Origin of the sequence: Agarivorans litoreus (assembly GCF_019649015.1) — a bacterium.
Classification (GTDB): Bacteria; Pseudomonadota; Gammaproteobacteria; order Enterobacterales; family Celerinatantimonadaceae; genus Agarivorans; species Agarivorans litoreus.
On sequence record NZ_BLPI01000001.1, the window covers coordinates 2,263,519 to 2,283,577 of the forward strand.

At 48.6% G+C, this 20,059-nt stretch carries 21 protein-coding genes; 13 read left to right on the top strand and 8 right to left on the bottom strand.

The genetic code is table 11. From position 1 onward, the window contains the following. The first annotated feature begins 113 nt into the window (after window positions 1-113). From rph to K5L93_RS10520, 3 genes are all read left to right on the top strand, one after another. Entirely contained in the window at window positions 114-830 is a 717-nt protein-coding gene (gene rph / locus K5L93_RS10510) for a ribonuclease PH (RefSeq protein WP_220719797.1), read from the top strand. 13 nt (window positions 831-843) lie between these two features. After that, window positions 844-1,488 (top strand): orotate phosphoribosyltransferase, encoded by a 645-nt coding sequence (pyrE, locus tag K5L93_RS10515; protein ID WP_220719798.1) that lies wholly within the window; start codon window positions 844-846, stop codon window positions 1,486-1,488. Between the two features lie 406 nt (window positions 1,489-1,894). Further along, the gene (locus K5L93_RS10520; protein WP_220719800.1) at window positions 1,895-2,032 is read left to right on the top strand and encodes a hypothetical protein; all 138 of its coding nucleotides are present in this window, start codon (window positions 1,895-1,897) and stop codon (window positions 2,030-2,032) included. Window positions 2,033-2,045: 13 nt separating this feature from the next. Here the strand turns inward: K5L93_RS10520 and K5L93_RS10525 are convergent, their stop codons facing one another. Then, window positions 2,046-2,723 carry a potassium channel family protein gene (locus K5L93_RS10525; protein WP_220719802.1) on the bottom strand — a complete coding sequence of 226 codons (678 nt, stop codon included), beginning with the start codon at window positions 2,721-2,723 and terminating at the stop codon, window positions 2,046-2,048. A 217-nt stretch (window positions 2,724-2,940) separates the two neighbouring features. On the opposite strand from K5L93_RS10525, the gene K5L93_RS10530 reads away from it, so the two are divergent. Beyond that, entirely contained in the window at window positions 2,941-3,396 is a 456-nt protein-coding gene (locus K5L93_RS10530) for a hypothetical protein (RefSeq protein ID WP_220719803.1), read from the top strand. A 62-nt stretch (window positions 3,397-3,458) separates the two neighbouring features. Here the strand turns inward: K5L93_RS10530 and mscS are convergent, their stop codons facing one another. The 4 genes from mscS to coaBC form a co-directional block, all read right to left on the bottom strand. Further along, window positions 3,459-4,289 carry a small-conductance mechanosensitive channel MscS gene (gene mscS, locus K5L93_RS10535; RefSeq protein WP_220719805.1) on the bottom strand — a complete coding sequence of 277 codons (831 nt, stop codon included), beginning with the start codon at window positions 4,287-4,289 and terminating at the stop codon, window positions 3,459-3,461. 123 nt (window positions 4,290-4,412) lie between these two features. After that, window positions 4,413-5,006 (bottom strand): nucleoid occlusion factor SlmA, encoded by a 594-nt coding sequence (gene slmA / locus K5L93_RS10540; RefSeq protein WP_220719807.1) that lies wholly within the window; start codon window positions 5,004-5,006, stop codon window positions 4,413-4,415. A gap of 51 nt (window positions 5,007-5,057) precedes the next feature. After that, complete coding sequence (gene dut / locus K5L93_RS10545; RefSeq protein WP_220719808.1) at window positions 5,058-5,513, bottom strand: dUTP diphosphatase; 456 nt, start codon at window positions 5,511-5,513, stop codon at window positions 5,058-5,060. A gap of 13 nt (window positions 5,514-5,526) precedes the next feature. Then, complete coding sequence (coaBC, locus tag K5L93_RS10550; RefSeq protein ID WP_220719809.1) at window positions 5,527-6,735, bottom strand: bifunctional phosphopantothenoylcysteine decarboxylase/phosphopantothenate--cysteine ligase CoaBC; 1,209 nt, start codon at window positions 6,733-6,735, stop codon at window positions 5,527-5,529. A gap of 127 nt (window positions 6,736-6,862) precedes the next feature. Here coaBC and radC point away from each other — a divergent pair, with 127 nt between their 5' ends. The 5 genes from radC (at window position 6,863) to mutM (ending at window position 9,499) form a co-directional block, all read left to right on the top strand. Further along, window positions 6,863-7,537, top strand: coding sequence for a RadC family protein (radC, locus tag K5L93_RS10555; RefSeq protein WP_163130312.1), 675 nt, complete (start codon window positions 6,863-6,865; stop codon window positions 7,535-7,537). 133 nt (window positions 7,538-7,670) lie between these two features. Further along, the gene (rpmB, locus tag K5L93_RS10560; protein ID WP_016400150.1) at window positions 7,671-7,907 is read left to right on the top strand and encodes a 50S ribosomal protein L28; all 237 of its coding nucleotides are present in this window, start codon (window positions 7,671-7,673) and stop codon (window positions 7,905-7,907) included. A gap of 23 nt (window positions 7,908-7,930) precedes the next feature. Further along, window positions 7,931-8,086, top strand: coding sequence for a 50S ribosomal protein L33 (gene rpmG, locus K5L93_RS10565; protein WP_285762680.1), 156 nt, complete (start codon window positions 7,931-7,933; stop codon window positions 8,084-8,086). A gap of 140 nt (window positions 8,087-8,226) precedes the next feature. Next, window positions 8,227-8,694, top strand: coding sequence for a hypothetical protein (locus K5L93_RS10570; RefSeq protein WP_220719810.1), 468 nt, complete (start codon window positions 8,227-8,229; stop codon window positions 8,692-8,694). Beyond that, on the top strand, window positions 8,687-9,499 hold the full coding sequence (gene mutM / locus K5L93_RS10575; RefSeq protein WP_220719811.1) for a bifunctional DNA-formamidopyrimidine glycosylase/DNA-(apurinic or apyrimidinic site) lyase: 813 nt from the start codon (window positions 8,687-8,689) through the stop codon (window positions 9,497-9,499). The genes K5L93_RS10570 and mutM overlap by 8 nt, the downstream gene beginning before the upstream one ends. 5 nt (window positions 9,500-9,504) lie before the next feature. Here mutM and coaD read toward each other — a convergent pair whose 3' ends face one another. Next, window positions 9,505-9,987: a pantetheine-phosphate adenylyltransferase gene (coaD, locus tag K5L93_RS10580; protein ID WP_220719812.1), complete on the bottom strand. Its 483-nt coding sequence runs from the start codon at window positions 9,985-9,987 to the stop codon at window positions 9,505-9,507. A gap of 392 nt (window positions 9,988-10,379) precedes the next feature. Between coaD and K5L93_RS10585 the strand changes: the two genes are divergently transcribed. After that, window positions 10,380-11,090 carry a Crp/Fnr family transcriptional regulator gene (locus K5L93_RS10585; protein ID WP_220719813.1) on the top strand — a complete coding sequence of 237 codons (711 nt, stop codon included), beginning with the start codon at window positions 10,380-10,382 and terminating at the stop codon, window positions 11,088-11,090. On the opposite strand, the gene K5L93_RS10590 is transcribed toward K5L93_RS10585, so the two are convergent. Continuing rightward, the gene (locus K5L93_RS10590; protein ID WP_220719814.1) at window positions 11,059-12,444 is read right to left on the bottom strand and encodes a CHASE4 domain-containing protein; all 1,386 of its coding nucleotides are present in this window, start codon (window positions 12,442-12,444) and stop codon (window positions 11,059-11,061) included. The two genes, K5L93_RS10585 and K5L93_RS10590, sit on opposite strands and share 32 nt — an antisense overlap. Continuing rightward, window positions 12,441-15,896, bottom strand: a complete 3,456-nt coding sequence (locus K5L93_RS10595) for an ATP-binding protein (protein WP_220719815.1) — start codon at window positions 15,894-15,896, stop codon at window positions 12,441-12,443. The genes K5L93_RS10590 and K5L93_RS10595 overlap by 4 nt, the downstream gene beginning before the upstream one ends. Before the next feature lie 132 nt (window positions 15,897-16,028). On the opposite strand from K5L93_RS10595, the gene K5L93_RS10600 reads away from it, so the two are divergent. The 3 genes from K5L93_RS10600 to K5L93_RS10610 all read left to right on the top strand — a co-directional run bounded on the left by K5L93_RS10600 (window position 16,029) and on the right by K5L93_RS10610 (window position 20,055). Beyond that, the gene (locus K5L93_RS10600; RefSeq protein ID WP_220719816.1) at window positions 16,029-17,690 is read left to right on the top strand and encodes a response regulator; all 1,662 of its coding nucleotides are present in this window, start codon (window positions 16,029-16,031) and stop codon (window positions 17,688-17,690) included. A gap of 8 nt (window positions 17,691-17,698) precedes the next feature. Then, window positions 17,699-18,934, top strand: coding sequence for an EAL domain-containing response regulator (locus tag K5L93_RS10605; protein ID WP_220719817.1), 1,236 nt, complete (start codon window positions 17,699-17,701; stop codon window positions 18,932-18,934). A 77-nt stretch (window positions 18,935-19,011) separates the two neighbouring features. Continuing rightward, window positions 19,012-20,055 (top strand): glycosyltransferase family 9 protein, encoded by a 1,044-nt coding sequence (locus K5L93_RS10610; protein WP_220719818.1) that lies wholly within the window; start codon window positions 19,012-19,014, stop codon window positions 20,053-20,055. Window positions 20,056-20,059: the final 4 nt, after the last annotated feature.

Consider the following 20,059-nt stretch of genomic DNA (forward strand, 5'->3'; position numbering starts at 1 on the left):
TAATAAATTTGCTCGATTATAGCGGCTATTGCTTGCTTAGTCAGTCTAGGCGTGACCAAGTGCGATAAAAGCCTATATAATAGCCGCGAATTTTAAATTACAGGGTTATTACCATGCGTCCGAACGGAAGAGCTGTTGAACAAATGCGTCCAATTACTATTACTCGAAACTACACGGCGCACGCCGAGGGTTCTGTTTTGGTCGAGTTTGGCGATACTAAAGTGCTATGTAATGCCTCGGTAGACGATGGTGTGCCACGTTTCTTAAAAGGTAAAGGCCAAGGTTGGATTACCGCTGAATATGGCATGTTGCCGCGCTCTACCCATAGCCGTATGGGCCGTGAAGCTGCTCGTGGTAAGCAGAGTGGTCGTACTCAAGAAATCCAACGTTTAATTGGTCGCTCACTACGTGCTGCGGTTGATTTAGAAGCGCTTGGCGAATACACCATTGTAGTGGATTGTGACGTTATTCAAGCCGATGGCGGCACGCGTACTGCGGCTATTACTGGTGCTTGCGTAGCCTTGCAAGATGCTATTTGGTGGATGATGGAACAGAAGAAGCTAAAAGTGAGCCCTCTTAAGCAACTTATTGCGGCTGTATCTGTTGGCGTGGTTGATGGCAAAGTAGTGTGTGACCTTGAATACACCGAAGACAGCGTAGCCGAAACCGACATGAACGTTGTTATGTGTGAAGACGGCAATATGATTGAAGTGCAAGGCACTGCAGAGGGCGCACCGTTTAGCCATGAAGAACTATTAGAAATGCTGGCCTTTGCTAAAGAGGGTATTAGCCAAATTAATGCTGCCCAGCGCGAAGCCCTAGCTAAGTAATTGAGAGAGAAAAATGAAAGCTTATCAACGTGAGTTTATTGAATTTGCTTTAGCCAAAGGCGTATTAAAGTTTGGCGAATTTACCTTAAAGTCTGGCCGTACTAGCCCGTACTTCTTTAATGCTGGTTTGTTTAATACAGGCCGAGATTTAAACCGCTTAGGCAAGTTTTATGCTGCGGCGCTACAAGACTCAAATATTGATTATGACTTGGTGTTTGGCCCAGCGTACAAAGGTATTCCTATCGCAACCACCACGGTTGTAGCCTTAGATGAGCACCATGGTAAAGATGTGCCTTACTGCTTTAATCGCAAAGAAGCTAAAACTCATGGCGAAGGCGGCAGCTTGGTAGGTTCTGAGTTGGCTGGCAAAGTGATGTTGGTGGATGACGTAATTACTGCTGGCACTGCGATTCGTGAATCGATGGACATTATTAATGCCCACAACGCTGAATTAGCAGGCGTGCTTATTGCCTTAGATCGCCAAGAGAAAGGTAAAGGCGAGCTGTCGGCAATTCAAGAAGTTGAACGCGATTACAACGCTACGGTTATTTCGATTGTTAAGTTGGCAGATTTAATCACCTACTTAGAAGAACAGGGCGATAATCAAACTGCACTAGAGGCAGTGAGCGCTTATCGCGAGCAATACGGCATTGCTTAGCATTTATAATATCTAAACCTAAGGCGGCTTTTTTAAGTCGCCTTTTTTGTACCTAAAATACGTTAATTGTCATTAGCGTATTGGTGGTTTTGTTTTTAAAGGCTAGAGTGGCGTGGTTTGGGGCTTAATACCCCATTTATTAGGATATTTGCATGTAATTCAGAGAACTAAGGAAGTCTCATGTCTGTTGATCTTTGGTGTTGAAATTTTGTTCGCTTATCCGAACCCTTCGGGCAGCATTTCTTAGCCATTTACTCAGCGTTAGCGAGTGATTATTAAGCCCACTTAACTGCACACTCACTGCCTTGCCTAAATGGCTAATAAATTGCTGCAAAAACCATCAGCAAAGATCAACAGACCCTAATCATCTAAAAGTAATGTGCAGCACTTTGGCAGCAGCAATACCATGATGATTCAAAATAATGCTACTTTGCTTAAAGCGCAGGGGGTAAATGGCCAGCGTGCTAATGCTGGTGGTATTATCGCTGCGGGTAGTTGCGATGATTTACCAAACAACAGCAGTTATCATTTGCTGTTTAGCTAAGCTAGAGACAAGCTTAGTGATTTTCGCTTTCCCGTTCCGAAAGGCGCGTGCCCACTAGGCTAGCCACTAATATTGCCATGTAAAACTGCCCTAGCACGGCTTCACTGTAGGTGAAGAAACGGGTAATAGGGGTGTTGGGAGTGATTTCGCCATAACCTAAGGTGGTGAGCGTAACAAAGCTAAAGTAAATAAAGTCAGTCATTTGAGTGCTCCAGTGCTCCTTAGGTACCCCATTAAATGCATCGGTTAACCAAAAATTTAAGATGGTGTATAAATGTGCCCAGCTAAGCCCAATCAATAAGAAAATACAAACAGCGCCCACAATTTTGTTGCTGTCTATGCCGCCTGTGAACAGTACCTGCTTTAATGCTGTCCAGGAGGTTAATACTAAATAACACAGTACAATACAAAGGTATAAGCTCACTAAGCCTTCGGCTTCAAACCAGTAGCTGAAAAAGGCCAATATGGTGGTGGTGAATAAAAAGCCTATCCCTGTTAAATACCAAAGGCGCTTTCCTTTGGCTTGCCATATTCCTGCCCCCAGTACTAAAACCATAGCAACTTGTAGAAATCTGAGGCCATCGCCCTGCCGGAACTGATCTAAGCAGGCGGCTAAAAAAATATAACCCACCAATGCAATGGTGAGAAAATAGAAGTTATTTTTGTCGCTCCAGTTTATAAGATTTTTCATTTAGCTAACCTATATCAATGGTTTGGTTAATAAGTTAGCAAATTTAGTGACGAACTGCTTATTAATTATTGTGTAGATTAAAGCTTGTTATTAATCGCAACTTTGAAATTTGGTAGCTACTTAGCTTGATGTAAATCAAGCCAAGATCGCTTAGCTAAAACAGAGGAAATATCAGCTTCTACACTGTAATTATCACCAGATAGTCGGGAGAGTTGCTATGCGATTTAATCAACTAAAACTGTTGTTGGAACATTTTGTATCGTGCCGACAAGCTATGACGGCGTTATACCGGCGGCTAGAATTAAACAGCGACGCTGAGCGAGTACGCATGTTGTTGGCTTATTTGCAGCATCAAGAGCGGGAAAATGCCGAGCATTTACAGGCATTTATTAGTCAAGCCAAGCCCGATTTATTAGATACTTGGACAGATATTCGCTTAGAGCAAAACTTGCAGGAGTACATGGCTAAACTGAGCAAGCCAGCGGATATTACCGTTGATGATGTAAGCCATTTAGCTTTGGAATTGAGTGAGCAGTCCTTAAGCTTATTGCGCTTAGCTAAAGATGAGTTAACCATGTTAGGGGCGAGGCAGTTTTTAGCTAACTTGATTGAACACCAAGAAAAACGCCAACAGCAAATGGTGCATGCCACTCATCGCTTAGATGATATCTAAACCAATTAACGACAAAAAAAGCACAGCGTTGGCTGTGCTTTTTGTTGGTGCAATGCAGCGTATTAGCTGGCCACTTTATCCAAGTGAACGTCCATTTGTGGGAATGGAATTTCGATGCCAGCGTTATCTAGAGCAACTTTAATGTTTTCGTTTAGGTCAAAGTATACACCCCAGTAATCGGCGCTATTCACCCAAGGGCGAACCACTAGGTTTACCGAGCTATCAGCAAGTTCTTTTACACCAATTGTGATGTCTTGATCTTTTAATACACGCGGGTCCGCTTCGCATACTTCGCGTAAAATCGCTTTTGTTTGAGCAAGGTCTGAATTGTAACTTACCCCTACCACCAAATCCACGCGGCGGGTAGGATGGGTAGAATAGTTAACAATGTTACCGCCTAATACCGCGCCGTTTGGTACCACAATTTGTTTGTTGTCGGGCGTTTTTAACACGGTGGTGAAAATTTGCACTGAAGCTACCGAACCCGCTGTACCGGCAATCTCTACGTAGTCACCAGCTTTAAATGGGCGGAAACCAATAATCAGTACGCCTGCCGCAAAGTTAGACAATGAGCCTTGCAAGGCCAAACCAACGGCCAAGCCAGCGGCACCAATAATGGCAACAAATGAAGCGGTTTGAATACCAATACGTGATAGTGCTGCAATAATCACAAAGGCAATAATGATGTATTTCACCATTGAGCCAACAAAGTGACTAATCGTTGTATCTAAATTACGGGCGTTCATTAGTTTTTCGACGCTTGATGCCATTATGCGCGCAACGATCATACCAACAAACAAAATAGCGATCGCAGCAGCAATATTGATTGCGTACTCTATTAGCAGGTCTTGGTTGTTCTCAAACCAACTGGTACCTTCGGTAAATACGTCCATGTGTTAAGCCTTTTTATGGAGTGAAATAAGCTACAAATTTAGCAGCTTTTTTAATACAAACAAGTGTCTAGATTTTTTACAGAAAGTATTAGGCCTGCGGAAGGATTAACAGGCCTTAAGAGTTTAGCTTTGGAGCAGCTGTTGCTTTAAAAATCCCCAATGGATGTCGAACTGCGCGGTAGGTTCTAGCTTAAATTCACTGCGCACGTATTGGCTAATACGTCCTTCGGTATAGGCCAGTAACAAGGTAGCTAGGCTGTTTTCTTCAATTAAGAAGCCTTGTCCTTCACGTAGCCTACGCTCGCGCAATACTTGTTTTAGTTGCACTTCAATTTTGTCGAACAAAATACTGACTCTGGCGCGCAAACGCTCGTGTTCACCTTGTAAGGCATCGCCAGTTAAAATTCGGCTTAAGCCGGGATTGCGCTCGGCAAAACCTAGTAATAGCATGAGTATGTGCTGGCAGCGATTTAAGGTGTCTTTTTGTTCTTCTTGAATCAGATTAATACGTGATAGCAAGGTTTCTTCGATAAATTCTATTAAGCCTTCAAACATCCTAGCTTTGCTGGGAAAGTGACGATACAAGGCAGCTTCTGATACGCCTACTTCTTTGGCTAGGCTAGCAGTGGTGATGCGTTGCCCGTGGCTGGTTTCTAACATGCGCGCTAGCGCCTGTAGAATTTGTTCGCGGCGATTGCTTTTTGGTTTTCCCGCCATGGTTATGGTAATCCTTTTTATTAGTCTATTAGCGTACTACTTGAGAGCCATTTACTTGGTACCGGAATGGCCAAATCCACCTTCACCGCGTTGGCTAGCGGCAAAATCTTCTACTATCTCGAAGCTAGCTTGTACCACGGGCACAAATACTAACTGGGCGATGCGCTCGCCGGGTTCGATGGTAAAAGTCGTTTGTCCGCGGTTCCAACAAGACACCATTAATTGCCCTTGGTAGTCGGAATCGATCAGTCCAACTAGGTTACCCAGAACAATGCCGTGCTTATGGCCAAGGCCAGAGCGCGGTAAAATGGTGGCAGCAAGAGTAGGATCGGCAATATGAATCGCTAAGCCAGTAGGAATTAGCTCGGTTTGGCCCGGGGCTAATGTGATGGCTTGGCCTAAGCAGGCGCGTAAATCCATACCTGCTGAGCCTGGTGTCGCGTATTCTGGCATTGGAAAAGTAGTGCCAATTCTTTGGTCTAGTATTTTTAGTGCTATTTGTTTCATTTTTTTGTTTTGATTATTGTGCAGCGTACTGCTTGGCGATTAATGCCATTAATTGTTGTGCCAATTCTGATTTATCAGCGAGGTCTAATTGCTGATGGCCAGTTGGCCAAAATACCGATAGGGCATTTTGTTCACTATTAAAGCCTTGTTCGGGCTTTGATACGTCGTTGGCGGCGATCATGTCTAGATTTTTCCGCGCCATTTTATCTTGTGCGTAATGCGCTACATCTTGTGTTTCTGCAGCAAAACCCACGGTAAAGGGCTTATTCGCTAAACCAGCAATGGTGGCTACAATATCTGGGTTTTTCACCAAACGTAACTGCATTTCGTCGCTGTCATCGGTTTTCTTTATTTTTTGCTCGGCAACATCGGCCACGCGATAATCGGCGACGGCCGCACAAGCGATGAAAATATCACAGCTTGCGACTTGCTTTAGTGTTGCGTCGAGCATTTGCTGGGCAGTATTTACCGCCACCTTAGTTACGCCTGCTGGTGTACTTAAGTTCACCGGGCCTGAAACTACTGTAACCTTGGCGCCAAGTTGTTCAGCTGCTGCGGCTAAAGCAAAGCCCATTTTACCGGAGCTGTGATTGCTTATATAACGCACCGGATCAATCGCTTCACGAGTAGGGCCAGCGGTAATCATCACATTTACGTCTTTTAGTAGCGCTGGGGCTTTGGGAGCAAAAAACTCTTTAATGTGAGTGAGCAGTTGAGCGGGCTCAAGCATCCTACCTGGGCCTACATCGCCACAAGCTTGCTCGCCTTGGGCTGGGCCCCATATTTGCACTTGGCGTTGCCTAAGCTGGCTTAAATTAGCCTGAGTAGCGGCTGCTTGGTACATTTGTTGGTTCATTGCTGGCGCAATAGCAATGGGAGCGGCAGTTGCTAGCATTAATGTGCTTACTAATTCGTCAGCTAAACCATGGGTATATTTGGCAATACTATTTGCGGTGGCTGGTGCCATTAATACTAAATCTGGCCATTTGGCGTAGGCGATGTGACCCATGGATGCTTCTTGAGCGGGATCGACCACTTCTAAGCCTACTGGTTCGCCAGATACTGCTTGTAGCGTTAAGGGAGTAATAAAGTGGGTGGCGTGTTTGGTCATTACCACTTTTACTTCGGCGCCCTGCTCTTTTAGACGACGCACTAACTCTGGCATTTTGTATGCCGCAATCCCGCCTGTAATCGCGAGTAGGATCTTCTTTCCCGTTAACATGCTGATACCGCTTCGATAAACTCAGTTTGATATCGGCAAGCCTATCACAAAACTTAAGATCTCCGCACACACAAGCCAGCAGTTTCGACTACGCTTATTTTTATTGATTCATTAGTTACTAGAACCTATGGCAATTTGTGATTGGCCGGCCGAACAGCGGCCAAGAGAAAAGCTATTAAATAGTGGTGCCCAAAGTTTAAGTGATGCTGAATTACTGGCAATTTTTTTGCGGGTAGGATGTGCCGGATTAGATGCGGTGAGTTTAGCCCAGCACTTATTAGCCCAATTTGGATCCTTGCGCGCGGTGTTAGCAGCCGATCATCAACAGTTTTGTGCTGAAAAAGGTTTGGGTAGTGCAAAATTTGCACAGTTACATGCCTCGATAGAAATGAGTCGGCGTTATTTGTTGGCCGATATCAGTGAAAATAGCGTGTTAGATAGTGCCGAATCGGCAAAAAACTACCTTTCTATGGAATTATCTCACCAACAACGCGAAGTATTTGCAATATTGCTATTGGATAATCAGCATCGAGTGTTACAATTCGCGCCGCTATTTTTCGGAACGATTGATGCCGCCAGTGTTTATCCACGGGTGGTGGTACAGCGAGTATTAGAAAAAAATGCTGCTGCAGTAATATTTGCCCATAATCACCCCTCGGGTGTGGCAGAGCCAAGTTTGGCTGATAAGCAAATTACTACCAAATTAATCAAGGCCTTAGCGCTGATTGATGTGCGAGTTTTAGACCATGTTGTAGTCGGCTGTGGAGAGACTGTGTCTTTCGCCGAGCGCGGTTGGATCTGATCTTTGTTCAATTTTTAGTTGATCTAGGGTTCTATTTCCTGTATAAAATGCGGCCTTTCTGTCGTCCCGGGCGACGGCCTAACGGGGCATGAACAGATGCTCGAGCAGAAGTACATATTTGGAGAAGACTGACATGTCTAGAGTATGCCAAGTTACTGGTAAGAAACCAGCTGTTGGTAACAACGTATCGCACGCAAAAAACCGCACTCGTCGTCGTTTTTTGCCTAACCTTCAATCTCACCGTTTTTGGGTTGAGACTGAGAAACGTTTTGTTAAATTACGCGTATCAACTAAAGGTATGCGCATCATCGACAAAAAAGGTATCGACGCTGTTTTAGCTGAGATGCGTGGTCGTGGTGAGAAGGTATAAGGAACTAAGAAATGGCTAAAGGTATTCGCGAGAAAATTCGTTTGAACTCATCAGCTGGCACTGGTCACTTCTACACCACTGATAAGAACAAACGTAACATGCCTGAAAAAATGGAGATCAAAAAATTTGATCCTGTTGTTCGTAAGCACGTTATGTACAAAGAAGGCAAAATCAAATAGATTTTGGCTTTAATGAATCAAGAAGCTCAGCTTAGGCTGGGCTTTTTTTTGCCTGTTTTTTAGTGGCTACACCCACCTAGTGCCCTTTACTCACCAAAGACTTCCCGCTTATGATGACTCCTATCTAAAGGAGACTCTCAATGAAAATGAGCCGCAGAGGCTGGAATAACATCATTATATTTGCTGTTGCCTCGATGATTTTGATTTTCAAATATGTGGAAATGAATGAACAAGCAGCGCCCGATGCTCAAATGGCTGTTGGCCAGTTATTGCCGCAAGGCGCGACCATATTGCGCGTAGAGTTACCGGGTGTGGTGATTGAACGTGTTGGTACTCAATGGCGCAGTGAGCCGCCTATAGAGCGCTCGGTGGCAGTTATTGATGCATGGTTACATATTAAGCTAGAACCTTGGCAGGATGCTTTAGGTGGCGCAGCAACGAGCCGTAGCATTATGGTTTACTTAGCCAATTCTGCCGTGCCGCTCGAGCTTACTTTATTTAGCTTAGGCGAGCAGCACTGGCTTACCAACTGGCAAGGTCAACTTTTGTCTGTGGATAGCGATAGCTACCATGCTTTATTTCCTACTATGAGTTCACCCGATGCCTGAATTACCAGAGGTAGAAACCAGCCGCCGCGGGATTAGCCCACATATCGAAAAGCAAGTAATTAGCGAAATAGTGGTTCGCCAGCCTAAATTACGTTGGCCTGTGCCGGAGTTAATCCAATGCTGTGTGGGTTTAGCTATTTTGTCGGTAACGCGGCGGGCTAAGTATTTGCTGCTGGAAACAGAGGCTGGCCACATCATTATTCATTTGGGCATGTCGGGTAGTTTGCGAATTGTTGAGCAAGGCCTTGTGGCCGAAAAACATGACCATGTAGATATAGTATTGGCTAACGGAAAAGTGCTTAGGCTTAACGATCCTCGCCGTTTTGGCTGTGTATTGTTTAGTCAGTTACCTATCGAGCAGCATAATTTGTTGGTTAATTTGGGGCCTGAGCCCTTACATGATGAGTTCTCAGCTAAGTATTTAATTGAGCAAGCCAGCAAGCGCAGTGTGGCGATTAAACAATTTATTATGGATAACAAAGTGGTCGTGGGCGTAGGTAATATCTATGCGAACGAAGCTTTGTTTAGAACGGGCATCCACCCTAAACGTGCCGCTAACAAAGTGAGTAAAGTGCGCCTAGAATTGCTAACCGACAATATTAAACAAGTGTTGGCGGAAGCCATTGAACAAGGTGGCACTAGCCTTAAAGATTTTACCAATGCCGATGGCAAGCCTGGCTACTTTAAGCAAACCTTAGCGGTATATGGCAGAGAAGGCGAAGCTTGTGATACTTGCGGGGAGTTGATTAAGGCATTGCGCATTGGTCAGCGCAATACCTTCTTTTGCCCGCACTGTCAGTGCTAGCTTTTTTATTTAGCGAGTTTCTCACTGACGGCTCGGGCAACATGCGGCGCAACAAAGCGTTCGATTTCGCCGCCATGTTTGGCCACTTCTTTAATCAGGGTAGAGGAAATAAAACTCACTCCCTCACCCGGCGTAAGAAACACACTTTCTAAGTTGGGATCCAGTTGACGGTTCATGTCGGCTAGCTGCATCTCATATTCAAAATCAGAACCGGTGCGCAAGCCTCGTAATAATACGTTGGCATTTTGTTGTTTGGCTAAATCTACCAATAAGCCGGTAAAACCAATCACTTCAATATTGGTATTGGTACTAATCGTTTGCTCCAGCAACTTAACCCTTTCTTCTAAGCTAAACAGAGGTTGTTTACTGGGACTGGCGGCAACCGCCACAATTACTGTGTCGAACATGCGCGCCGCGCGTTGGATTAAATCGCTATGGCCGTTGGTCACTGGATCAAAGGTGCCGGGGTAAATCACTCGAGTGGTCATAGTTAGTCGTTAATCAGCATATCTTGCAGGCAAGTATAACGGCTAAGAACTTGAAATGTTAGGGGGCAATAGAAACAGCGCAGTAGCGCTATCTAGGATCAGAGAGAGGTCCTTGCTCGATGTTTATTCGCCCTAGCTGAGATTATCGAGTACTGCCCTTTCAAAGTTACCGATCGTCTTGGCATCAGTACGATACCCTCCCCAGATTTCATTTCACATTGTGAAATGAGTCTCTCCTCAAGTAATCACTTAGGCGAGAGAATATAGGATTTTCCATATGGAGACTCGTCATGACAGACTTTTAGTGGCTGACGAAGGCTTATTAGGGTTTGCTGCAAGGTACTGAAATTCACGTACTATAATTGTGAGAAAGCGATTGCGAAAGGTAGTGGATGGATAGCGAGCAAATAGCCTGGCCCTGTGAGTTGAGCAGCGAAACCAAGTTGCAATTGACTGCTATTTCACGCAGCGTCAACTCAAACAACGCCAACTTACCTGCCAACCACTGGCTGATGGATGGGGTCTACTACTTACGGCAAGGCATGCTCACGGTCACCCTGACTTCAGACAGTGACAAGCAATATTTGAGCACGGTGGTGGCCAAAGATGATTGGTTTGGCGTGTTGGCCATCGACCGGGCCGACCCCTTGGTAGTGGCTATCGTTGAGGTGGCGCCAAGCAGTTATTGGTTTTTCCCTGCCGCCAGCATTGATAAGTTGGCCAAAGGCAACGCCGAGATTTACAAATGGCTGTACTTCGCCGCCTGCCAGTTTCAACCGCGGCTGCTGGGGGCGGTGATATCGGAGCACCATAGTCGCCGCACCCGAGTGGTCTATGTTTTGCTCGAGCTTAGCGCGCGCCAAACCACTATCAGCGGTGCTTTGCCCCAGCTTAAGGTATCGCAGCAAAAGCTCAGTGAGATCTGCTGCTTAACTCGGCCGCGGCTCAATGAGGTGCTTAAGGCGCTGCAGCAACAAGGGCTGATAGTAGTGCAGCGCGGCGCCATCCAATTGCTTGATTTAGCCGCTTTGGAGCGTGAAATTAGTCAGCTTTATTTTTCGCTAAGTGACTCTAATCCATCCTTTTTTCCAACCGCAAAATAAACACCGCTCCTTCGCTGTCGCCCTTGGCTGTCAATAAGGGGTGGGCGAAAACTTGGGCATAGCGGGTTTGCAGTGGCTGGCTGCAGCTACGTAGCTGTGCGTATACGTTCAGCTCTTGTTGCTGCAATACTCGATGCAACCACTTCTCGACGCTGTGCTCGGCATGGTCAACGCAAGTCACCAACAGCGCCAAGTGTTTATTGCACAGAGTCTTGGGGTCCATTTTTAGCCAATTTGCGGCAGCCTGATTGGCAAAGCTGACTAATCCATTGCTTTGCACTGTGATGATCACTTCGCCAATCGAACTCAGCAGCAGTGAGGAGAACTGATTTTGGCTGTAGGCTTGGCGATAGAGGCGGTTGATGTTCTTGGCCAGCAGGCCAAGCTCATCCTGGCGATCTTCTTTGAGTGGCCGCTCTTCGGGATCGCTGCTCTGGCTGAGCTGCAACTGTTGGCTGATCTCGGTCAGCGGTTGGGTGAATTGGCGGCGCACAATTCTCACTAACACTAAACTGAGTACCGTAATCCCCAATAGTTGCGGTACCACCCACAGCAGTGGAGTGGCTAAGCTTTGTAGTTCGCGCTCAAAATTAATCACGAAATCGTGCGGGGTCCGTTCGCCATGGCCAAGGTGGATGGCATAGTGGGCCTCAATCTCGTGTTCAAAGTACTTGGCGGCAATGGGCTCGGTGCGCCAGCCTTTTTGAAAGCTGGCCTTAAGTCTGATTGCTGACTCGGTGTTGTATTGAATGCGAAACTGGTGGCCTAAGTCATCGCTGAGTTGATTGAGCATGCGCTCGTCAAAGGCGCGCACCACGTAGGCATGGCCATTGTGTGCGGCTTCGCCGGTACTATTGCTGATTGGCATTCGAACATAGATAAAAACCATCTGGTCGAGGTAAATGGCGCCGCTATCGGGTCGCTGCGAGTCGATGGCTGGATGCGGCTGCAGTAACAACTCGAACAACAAATTTTGTTCGCCCTTGCTGAGCAGACTGGTGCCATGCAGATAGTAGCCCTGGCGGTCGGTGACCAGCACCGCCGATAATTGGGTGTAGCTAAGACTGGCCTTTTGCATCTTTCGCAGCACAAAATCCAGGTTGGCGTTTTCCACATATAGGTAGGTGTCGTCGGCTAGGGCGTAGCTCACCGCTAGCTGACGCAGTGCATCAAACTGATTGGCCACCAGCTTTTCGGCAATCACCTCCAAGCGGGATATCTGACGCTGTTCCCAGTGTTGCTTTTCACTTTCTATAAACAGCCAAGAACTGGCGCTAACCAAAACAAACATTAGGCCGATGCTGAGTAGCACCATGCCAATCAGCCGTTTTTCGATACTCTGTGCTAATTTCATTGGTCTTGCTCCCGCTGTGCTGCTAACCACTGCTTGGCGGCTTGGCTAAGTTGTTGAATACCGTAAATTAGTTGCTGTGCGCTCGCTTCGGGCACTGCTCGCCCGGCCTGCCCTTGCTGCTCGAAGTACGCGGCCAGCTCGGCCAGTTGTTCGGCGCCTAGGTAGCGCAAGCTACCCTTGATGCGGTGGGCAAGGTTTTTCAGCTGGGTTCCACAACCCTGACTCAAGACCTGTTGGAGTTCGTCGATATCGACTTGGCTTCGTTCAACAAAGACTTGCAGGATTTCTTCGGCTAGCAATGGGTCATCACCGCACATCTCCATCAGGTGAGCATGGTTGAGCTTAGCCTCCTCGGCGGTCCCACTGCACGGGCTGGGCGACTCAAGCTGCGTTGCATCTTGTTGCTGCCACGTTTGCTGTAAGTCTTGGTAGATCTCTTCTGCGGCTAGCCTAGAGTCTATTTGCTCCAGCGCATCTATCTCTGCTTGAGTCGCCAGAAAGCGCTCCTCGGCGCAGGCGAAGTCATGAGCATAGAGGCTGCAACCAAGTCGCTCGGCGGTCTGTTGCAGTTTGCTTTCCAACACATCGATGGGGCAAGGCTTGGAGATATAGTCGTTAAAGCCAGCGGCTAGGCACTTCTCGGCGGCGCCGCTTAGAGCATCGGCGGTTATCGCTATCAGATAAGGACTGTTTTCTTCAGCACTGAGCTGCTCGGCTAGGCTATAGCCATCCATTTCTGGCATATGGCAGTCGGAGAGCACTAGGTCATAGCGCTGTTGCTGGTGCATCTGCAGCGCCTGTAGACCGTTTTCGGCCACATCGGCCTCGATGCCTAAGCGACGCAACTGTCCTTGAATCACCTTGCGGTTAACTGCGTTATCTTCGGCAAACAGCACTCGGAGTTGGCTCAAATCATACTGTAGGGGTAGCTCCAGCAGCGGGTTTGCCAGATCGAACTCAGGCTGAGTCTGAGCCTGCAGTTGCAGCTCAAAGCTAAACAGGCTGCCCATGTCTTGGATTGACTGCACCTGGATTTCGCTAGCCATGGTGGCGATGATTTCCTTGCAGATGCTCAGGCCTAAGCCGCTCCCGCCGAATTTGCGGGTGGTATCGCCCTCCGCCTGTACGAAAGGGTCAAACAGGCTGGCCAGTTTGTCTGGGGCAATGCCAATGCCGGAGTCGCGAACCGCGAACAGGATTCGGTCAGCTTCACCTTCACTACCCTTCTCTAGGCAGCTAAGCTGAATATCAACGAAGCCGTGTTGAGTGAATTTGAGAGCATTCGACACCAGATTGTTTAATACCTGAGCCAAGCGGGTGGGGTCTCCTAGATAGATATCGCTAAGCTGGGGATCAATCTGATAGTGCAGGCTGAGTTGCTGGTGTTTGGCGCGGTGGCGGTAATTATCAACCACTCCCTGCACCAGGCTGCTGAGATTGAGTGGAATATGCTCCAGGCTCAGCTTGTCGGCGTCCATCTTGGAGAAATCCAACACATCGTTGAGTAGCGCCATTAAATTGCGGGCCGATCCGTTTAGGGTGCCAAGTAAATCTTGCTGCTCGTGGCTGAGCTGGGTGCAAGACAAGGCTTCGGCCATGCCCAACACGCCGTTCATTGGAGTGCGGATCTCGTGGCTCATGCGCGCCAGAAAATCGGTCTTGGCTTTGGCGGACAATTCAGCCTGAGCTTTGGCCTGCTGGGCTTGGTCTAAAGCTTGGCGAATGGTGCGTTCGGTCTGGCGACGTTTACGTTGTTGCTGTTGATAGAGCAGAAATACCAGTAGTAGCACCCCAGCCAGCGCGGCTCCTGCAACACTCAAACGCTGGTAAATTTGATCAATCTGCTGCTCGACCTGTTGATTGTTAAAGCGCTCAACCCAAGACTGACGTAGCTCTGCCAACGGTTGTTCGCCTAGCGAGTTCAGGCCCATGTCCAACAGCGATACCAGTTGCGCCATCTTTTTGCTAGTGGCGAAGCGCAGTAGCAGCGTCTCGCTGTAGGGAGCGATTGGCTCTACCTCTAACTCGCTATCTTCTAGGCTGTTAACCAGGAGGCTGTTAACCAAGTAGTTACCCACGTAGGCATCCACTTGGCCCTGCTTGACCGCTTGCACTGCGGCGTTTGGGTTTTCGAACACCTGCAACTCGGCTTGGGGCAGTAACTGACGGAGTAGTTCGCTTTCGTGATAGCCGCGAATCACCGCCAGCTTAGCCTGCGCTAAATCAGCCAACTGGTCAAAACCCTGAAGACTGACAATGGCTGATTGGGCGTCGTCATAGGCAACGCTAAACTGCAGCTGCTCCAAGCGTTCACTAGTCTTGTAAACGTTGGGCAGCAGGTCTAGGCTACCCCCTTTTACCGCCTGCATGGCGGCGTCAAAGCTGCCGATTTCGCGCGGCACAAAATGCAGGCCGGTTTTGCTGCCGATTAGCTCAAGAATGTCCACCACATAGCCATCAATCATGCCCTGTTGATTGATGGTATAAGGTTGCCAGCCCTTACCGACAATGCCGTACTCCAAGACCGGATGATCGATGATGAAGTGTTGCTTGGTCAAACTCAGTTGCGGCAGATAACTCCCGCTGATAGGAGAGAACTGACCATTCTGTTGGCCCATGCTTTGTTGCCAAGCTTGGTCGATGAAGTGGACGGGTAAGGTGCGAATACCGGTGTTGATGTCCAACATCAACTCGCGGCGCTCGGGTAGTACTGCTGCCCGCAGCGCGTTGTCATAGGCTGGTGCGGGAATTGGTTGGTAGTCACCGCTCATGTTGTGCTGATGCAGGATACTTTCCAACAAGGCTGGGGCATTACTGTAGAGCAAATCGAAGCGCTGCTGTTCAACTGCTAGGGCTAAGTCCTCAATCACCTCCACTGAGTAGTAACGCTCTAGATCTGTCGGTAGTTGCTGCTCTATCAACTGATGGACACCCAATTTGGGTCTGGCGGGCAATTCACCGGCGCGGCGATACAGCACCGATGTGCTGTTGATGTAGGGAATGCTAAACAAGTTTTGGGTATGTTTGGCCGAGCTGTAAAAGCTGGTGGCGATGATGTCGACTCGTTGCTCGCTGAGTGCCGCAAAGGCCTGTTCTGCCGGAATCAGCTTAAATGACAGCTGATAGTTAAAGTTGCGTCCCCATTGTTGCCAATAGTTGATCAAGTAACGGCGCAGCGCAGCAGCGGCCTGCTGGGTGTTGCGTTGACTAGAGCTTAATTCTGGCAGGCCTATCACCAGTTTTCGTGAATAATCCAAGTGCAGCGGCAGTTGGCGCTTGGGCAAACTTGGCGTGTCTGTGTATAAGGACTCGGCTTGACCGATTGGCTCGAGGGGCTCTGGCTCTACGCTAATATCAGCGATGGTATTGGCGACGGATGGAGCAAAGCTGACCGCCAAGGTGCTACCAAGTAGCAGCAAGACTAGGCCAAGTAGTTTGTAGTTGGTTTGCATCGGATAACCCTGTTCAAAAGCACCAGTGCATTCTATGGTGATTTTTTGTACAACTCTGTTCTCTGGGGAACAGACAGGTGATGAAAATTAGATAAAAATTTGAGGTGAGTTTTTCAGCAGCCGAGTAAAAAGATGCCTAGCTTCGACCCACAACGTCCCGCACTGATCATCGATGATTGCCCAATGTATCGCACCGCCGCCCGTGGCATGTTGCAAAAACTGGGTGTCTCTTCTGAACTAATTTTTTTCGCCAAGGATGCTCCTTCGGCCTTGGAACAATGTCGTAACCGTCGTTTTCAACTGGTGTTGTGTGACTACAACTTGGGTGAGGGAGCTAATGGCCATCAGTTGATCGACGAGTTGCGCCATAGTGCGCTGCTGGCCGCCGATTGTGTATTGGCGATCGTGACTGCCGATGCCTCGGCCGAAGTGGTTCGCGGCTTCGCCGAGCTGCAGCCCGACGGTTACTTGGTTAAGCCGCTCAACTTTAGCAACTTGTCCAAGCGCTTACCGACAATTGCTCACAAAAAGCTGAGTCTGGCGCGGGTTCATCAGGCGATGGCGCAGCAGGACTACCATATGGCGCTGCACCTCGTAGACAACTTGGTCATTGGCGGAAGTGAGTTCAGCCTGTCAGCATTATTGATTAAGGCCGAGGCCTTGATGCACTTGGGCGAGTATGAGCAAGCGCGTAATCAATTGGTTGGCCTCAACCTAGATGCAGAGAAAGGTCAGGTTAACTTGTTGTTGGCTGAGTTAAGCCTGCGCCAGAAACAATACCCGCTAGCTGAAGCGTTGCTGCTGAAGCTGGAAAACGACCCGATGCTGTGTGCCTTGGCCAAGGAGAAAATGGCCATCAAGTTGCTGCGCCAGCAGCGGGTGGCTGAAGCTTATGCCAAGCTGGAGGAAGCGCTGGCGCACAGCCCCAAGAATACTCAGCGACAGATCTTCAAAGCCCAGCTGGCGATGGCCAACTTTGAGCTACCGGCCGCAGCTCTGAGTATTAACGCCGCCCTGCACCTCGCTCGCCACTCCTTTCGCGAGACGCTAAGCTTGCATCAGCAAGTGGCCCAACTAACCCTAGATCTAGCTCAGTTCAGCGAAGACAACGGTCAGCAAAGTAGCTTGCAGCGACGCTTCGCCGAACAGTGTCGCCGGTTGCGTGGCCGCTTTCAGCGCAAAGACTATAAACCGCTGGAGCTATTGATGTTGGCCAGAAGCAATGGCATTCAAGGTTACATTGGTAAAGCCCGACAGATGCTGGCTGACTACCACTCGTGGTTGGAGCAGCAGGAACAGCACCAGCCCTCAGTACTAGAGGACTTGGAGCTAGCCAAGGTTTATCAGTTGCTGAGCTTTCCGCAGGAGTACAAAGCGCAATTGCGGGTGGCCCAGCATAGCTTGTTGAAGTTGTCCGATAGCGACCAAAGTTTGATGCTCCAGCGCTATCTGTCTAAGTGGCAGGAGCGCGTTGACGGTATGCAAGCCAAGGCTAATCGGCTCAAGGAGCAAAGTCAGCGTGCTTATCGCGATCAGAATTTCGAGCGGGCCACCGGTTTGCTGGTGCAAGCGCTAGAGTTAAACCGCAGCGATTTGGAGATCCCGGCACGCTTAACCACCTGCTTGACCAAGGCCTGGCCACTGGGTTGGAGCAAGAGTGAGGTGATTGAATTGGCGCTGCGCTGTCGAGAGTTGCTCAAGGGCAGCAGTCTTTCCAGCCAACCTCGCTATCAAACTAGCTCGCGCGCGCTATCTGGACAGCTACAAGTTCAAGAACTCGAAACCAGCAACTAGGGGTCACTATGACATATTCTGCGAAACAACAAACAGCGATTCGGGTGCTCGTGGTTGAGGACGACCCCTTTCAGCAAAGGCTAATGAAGAGCCTGTTGAGTTCCATGGACGGGGTGCAATGTGAGGTTGCCGATAATGGTCTGAGGGCTGTGGCCCAGCTTAGTCAGCAGCCAGAACCAGACTTCATCTTCTGCGATTTACATATGCCGGAGATGGACGGGGTGGAGTTTATTCGCTCACTGGCCAAGCGTAGCCTGGGTTCCCACTTGGTACTGAGTAGCAGTGCCGAAGATGACGTGGTTACCGCGGTAAAGTCGATGGCCAGCGGCTACGGCTTGAAGGACTTGAGCGTGTTAAGCAAGCCGGTGCGTAAGCAGCAGTTGCAGGCTCTGATGGATGATTTGTTAGCTAAGCCCAAAGCTAAAATAACGGCCAGTCTTAAACACAGCCTTAAGCCGTGCTTTAGCGATCAACAGTTGCAGCAGGCCCTGTATGACGGGGAGTTTCAGGCCTATTATCAGCCCCACATCGATGCTAAAACCGGTATGCTGGTCGGTGCCGAGGCGCTGGTGCGTTGGCAACACCAAGGCCAGCTTTATATGCCCAATGCCTTTTTGTCGCGCTTGCTAGAGTTGGGCCAAGGTCACCAATTGACCAAGCAGGTATTGACTCAGGCCGTTGCCAGTTGTGCTAAGTGGCAAAATGAGCTGGATCAGGCCTATGTCAGTGTCAATGTGACCCCCAGCGATTTGATGGACCTGCGCTTTGCTGACTTTGTCGCTAAGCTCTTGGAGCAGCATCAACTTCCGGCCCACCGACTGGTCTTGGAAGTTACCGAGAACGAGATCTATCCACAAATGGCCAAGGCTTTGGACAGCCTGAGCCGCTTGCGGCTGCTGGGCGTTGGCCTAGCGGTGGATGATTTTGGCACCGGCCATTCGTCGATGATGCAGCTTTGCACCAGCCCCTTCACTGAGCTGAAGATCGACCAGCTGTTTATCCGGCGTATGCTCAGTGATCGCAAATGTGCGGCAGTAGTGCGGGCCTCGCTGGCTTTGGCTGAAAGCCTAGGGATCCGCAGTGTGGCCGAGGGGGTGGAAGATCAGCAGCTGGCTGATACCTTGGAAGAGTGGGGCTGCGATGGCCTACAAGGCTATTGCTACGCCAAGGCCATGGCCTTACCGGACTTTATTACTTGGGCCAAAGCCGAGGCTCAGCTTGCCAAGGACATTGCCGGAGCTTGAGGTGAATCAACAGATAAAAGATGCATTTAATCAGCAGATTGGTCACAATGCGCAGGCTTAATTATAGAGATGAATATATGCAAAAATTGTTGGTAGTGCGAAACGATAAAATTGGCGACTTTATGCTGGCGTGGCCAAGTTTTGCCTTACTTAAAAACTCTCTACCTAATTGCGAAATTAGTGCTTTAGTTCCTAGCTATACCGCTCCTCTGGCAGAGCTTTGCCCTTGGATTGATAAGGTAATTATTGATTGCGGGGCTGATGGTGATGCTGGCGAGCAAGCTGCACTACTTAATGAGGTGAAGCAACAGCACTTTGATGGTTATTTGTGCCTGTTCTCGACCATGCGTAACGCTTGGTTAGGTGCACGCGCCGGTATTAAATTACGCTGTGCACCCGCCACTAAGCTCGCTCAGTTTTTGTATAATCACCGAGTAAAGCAACGCCGCTCTCAATCTCGAAAACCTGAATTTGAATACAACTTAGAACTTACCCGCGCTTTTTTAACTAAGTTGCAAGTCAACCCGATAGAGCCTAGTCCTCCTTATTTGCAGTTTAGCGCTGAGCAAATTGCTAAACGTAAACAGGCTGAGTTTGCCGAGTTGGATGATAAATCCTTAGCCATGGTGCATATCGGCAGCGGTGGCTCGGCCAATAACTTAAGCATTGAGCAGTATTTTAGCTTGATTGATTGTCTGGCTAAGCTTAAGCCCGAGTTACACTTTGTGATTACTGCAGGGCCTGGTGAGTTAATCGCCGCCCAAGAGTTGGTAAACCAGTTAGATACTGCAGAGGTGTCTAGTCAGCTATATTATTCAGAAGATGGTTTAAAAACCTTTTGTGAAGTGCTGGCCTGTGCAAGTTTATTTATTGCGGGGTCTACCGGGCCTTTGCACATTGCTGGCGCTTTGGATGTGCCAACCGTGGGCTTTTTCCCCAGTCGTCGCAGTGCTACACCTTTGCGTTGGCAACCGCTTAATAGCAAGGGGCGTCATATTTCTTTTTCACCGCCAGCAGGTGAACTCACGCAAGAAGATATGAGTTTGATAAATGTGAGTGACTCGGCGGTTAAAATTAATTTGTGGTGGCAAAAGCTGCAGACAAAACAAGTAGCAGAATAAAACG

Excerpts from the sequence above, each read along its gene's own strand:
- rph (WP_220719797.1), top strand. The coding sequence starts at position 114 with ATGCGTCCGAACGGAAGAGCTGTTGAACAAATGCGTCCAATTACTATT.
- pyrE (WP_220719798.1), top strand. The coding sequence starts at position 844 with ATGAAAGCTTATCAACGTGAGTTTATTGAATTTGCTTTAGCCAAAGGC.
- K5L93_RS10520 (WP_220719800.1), top strand. The coding sequence starts at position 1,895 with ATGATGATTCAAAATAATGCTACTTTGCTTAAAGCGCAGGGGGTAAAT.
- K5L93_RS10525 (WP_220719802.1), bottom strand. The coding sequence starts at position 2,723 with ATGAAAAATCTTATAAACTGGAGCGACAAAAATAACTTCTATTTTCTC.
- K5L93_RS10530 (WP_220719803.1), top strand. The coding sequence starts at position 2,941 with ATGCGATTTAATCAACTAAAACTGTTGTTGGAACATTTTGTATCGTGC.
- mscS (WP_220719805.1), bottom strand. The coding sequence starts at position 4,289 with ATGGACGTATTTACCGAAGGTACCAGTTGGTTTGAGAACAACCAAGAC.
- slmA (WP_220719807.1), bottom strand. The coding sequence starts at position 5,006 with ATGGCGGGAAAACCAAAAAGCAATCGCCGCGAACAAATTCTACAGGCG.
- dut (WP_220719808.1), bottom strand. The coding sequence starts at position 5,513 with ATGAAACAAATAGCACTAAAAATACTAGACCAAAGAATTGGCACTACT.
- coaBC (WP_220719809.1), bottom strand. The coding sequence starts at position 6,735 with ATGTTAACGGGAAAGAAGATCCTACTCGCGATTACAGGCGGGATTGCG.
- radC (WP_163130312.1), top strand. The coding sequence starts at position 6,863 with ATGGCAATTTGTGATTGGCCGGCCGAACAGCGGCCAAGAGAAAAGCTA.
- rpmB (WP_016400150.1), top strand. The coding sequence starts at position 7,671 with ATGTCTAGAGTATGCCAAGTTACTGGTAAGAAACCAGCTGTTGGTAAC.
- K5L93_RS10570 (WP_220719810.1), top strand. The coding sequence starts at position 8,227 with ATGAAAATGAGCCGCAGAGGCTGGAATAACATCATTATATTTGCTGTT.
- mutM (WP_220719811.1), top strand. The coding sequence starts at position 8,687 with ATGCCTGAATTACCAGAGGTAGAAACCAGCCGCCGCGGGATTAGCCCA.
- coaD (WP_220719812.1), bottom strand. The coding sequence starts at position 9,987 with ATGACCACTCGAGTGATTTACCCCGGCACCTTTGATCCAGTGACCAAC.
- K5L93_RS10585 (WP_220719813.1), top strand. The coding sequence starts at position 10,380 with ATGGATAGCGAGCAAATAGCCTGGCCCTGTGAGTTGAGCAGCGAAACC.
- K5L93_RS10590 (WP_220719814.1), bottom strand. The coding sequence starts at position 12,444 with ATGAAATTAGCACAGAGTATCGAAAAACGGCTGATTGGCATGGTGCTA.
- K5L93_RS10595 (WP_220719815.1), bottom strand. The coding sequence starts at position 15,896 with ATGCAAACCAACTACAAACTACTTGGCCTAGTCTTGCTGCTACTTGGT.
- K5L93_RS10600 (WP_220719816.1), top strand. The coding sequence starts at position 16,029 with ATGCCTAGCTTCGACCCACAACGTCCCGCACTGATCATCGATGATTGC.
- K5L93_RS10605 (WP_220719817.1), top strand. The coding sequence starts at position 17,699 with ATGACATATTCTGCGAAACAACAAACAGCGATTCGGGTGCTCGTGGTT.
- K5L93_RS10610 (WP_220719818.1), top strand. The coding sequence starts at position 19,012 with ATGCAAAAATTGTTGGTAGTGCGAAACGATAAAATTGGCGACTTTATG.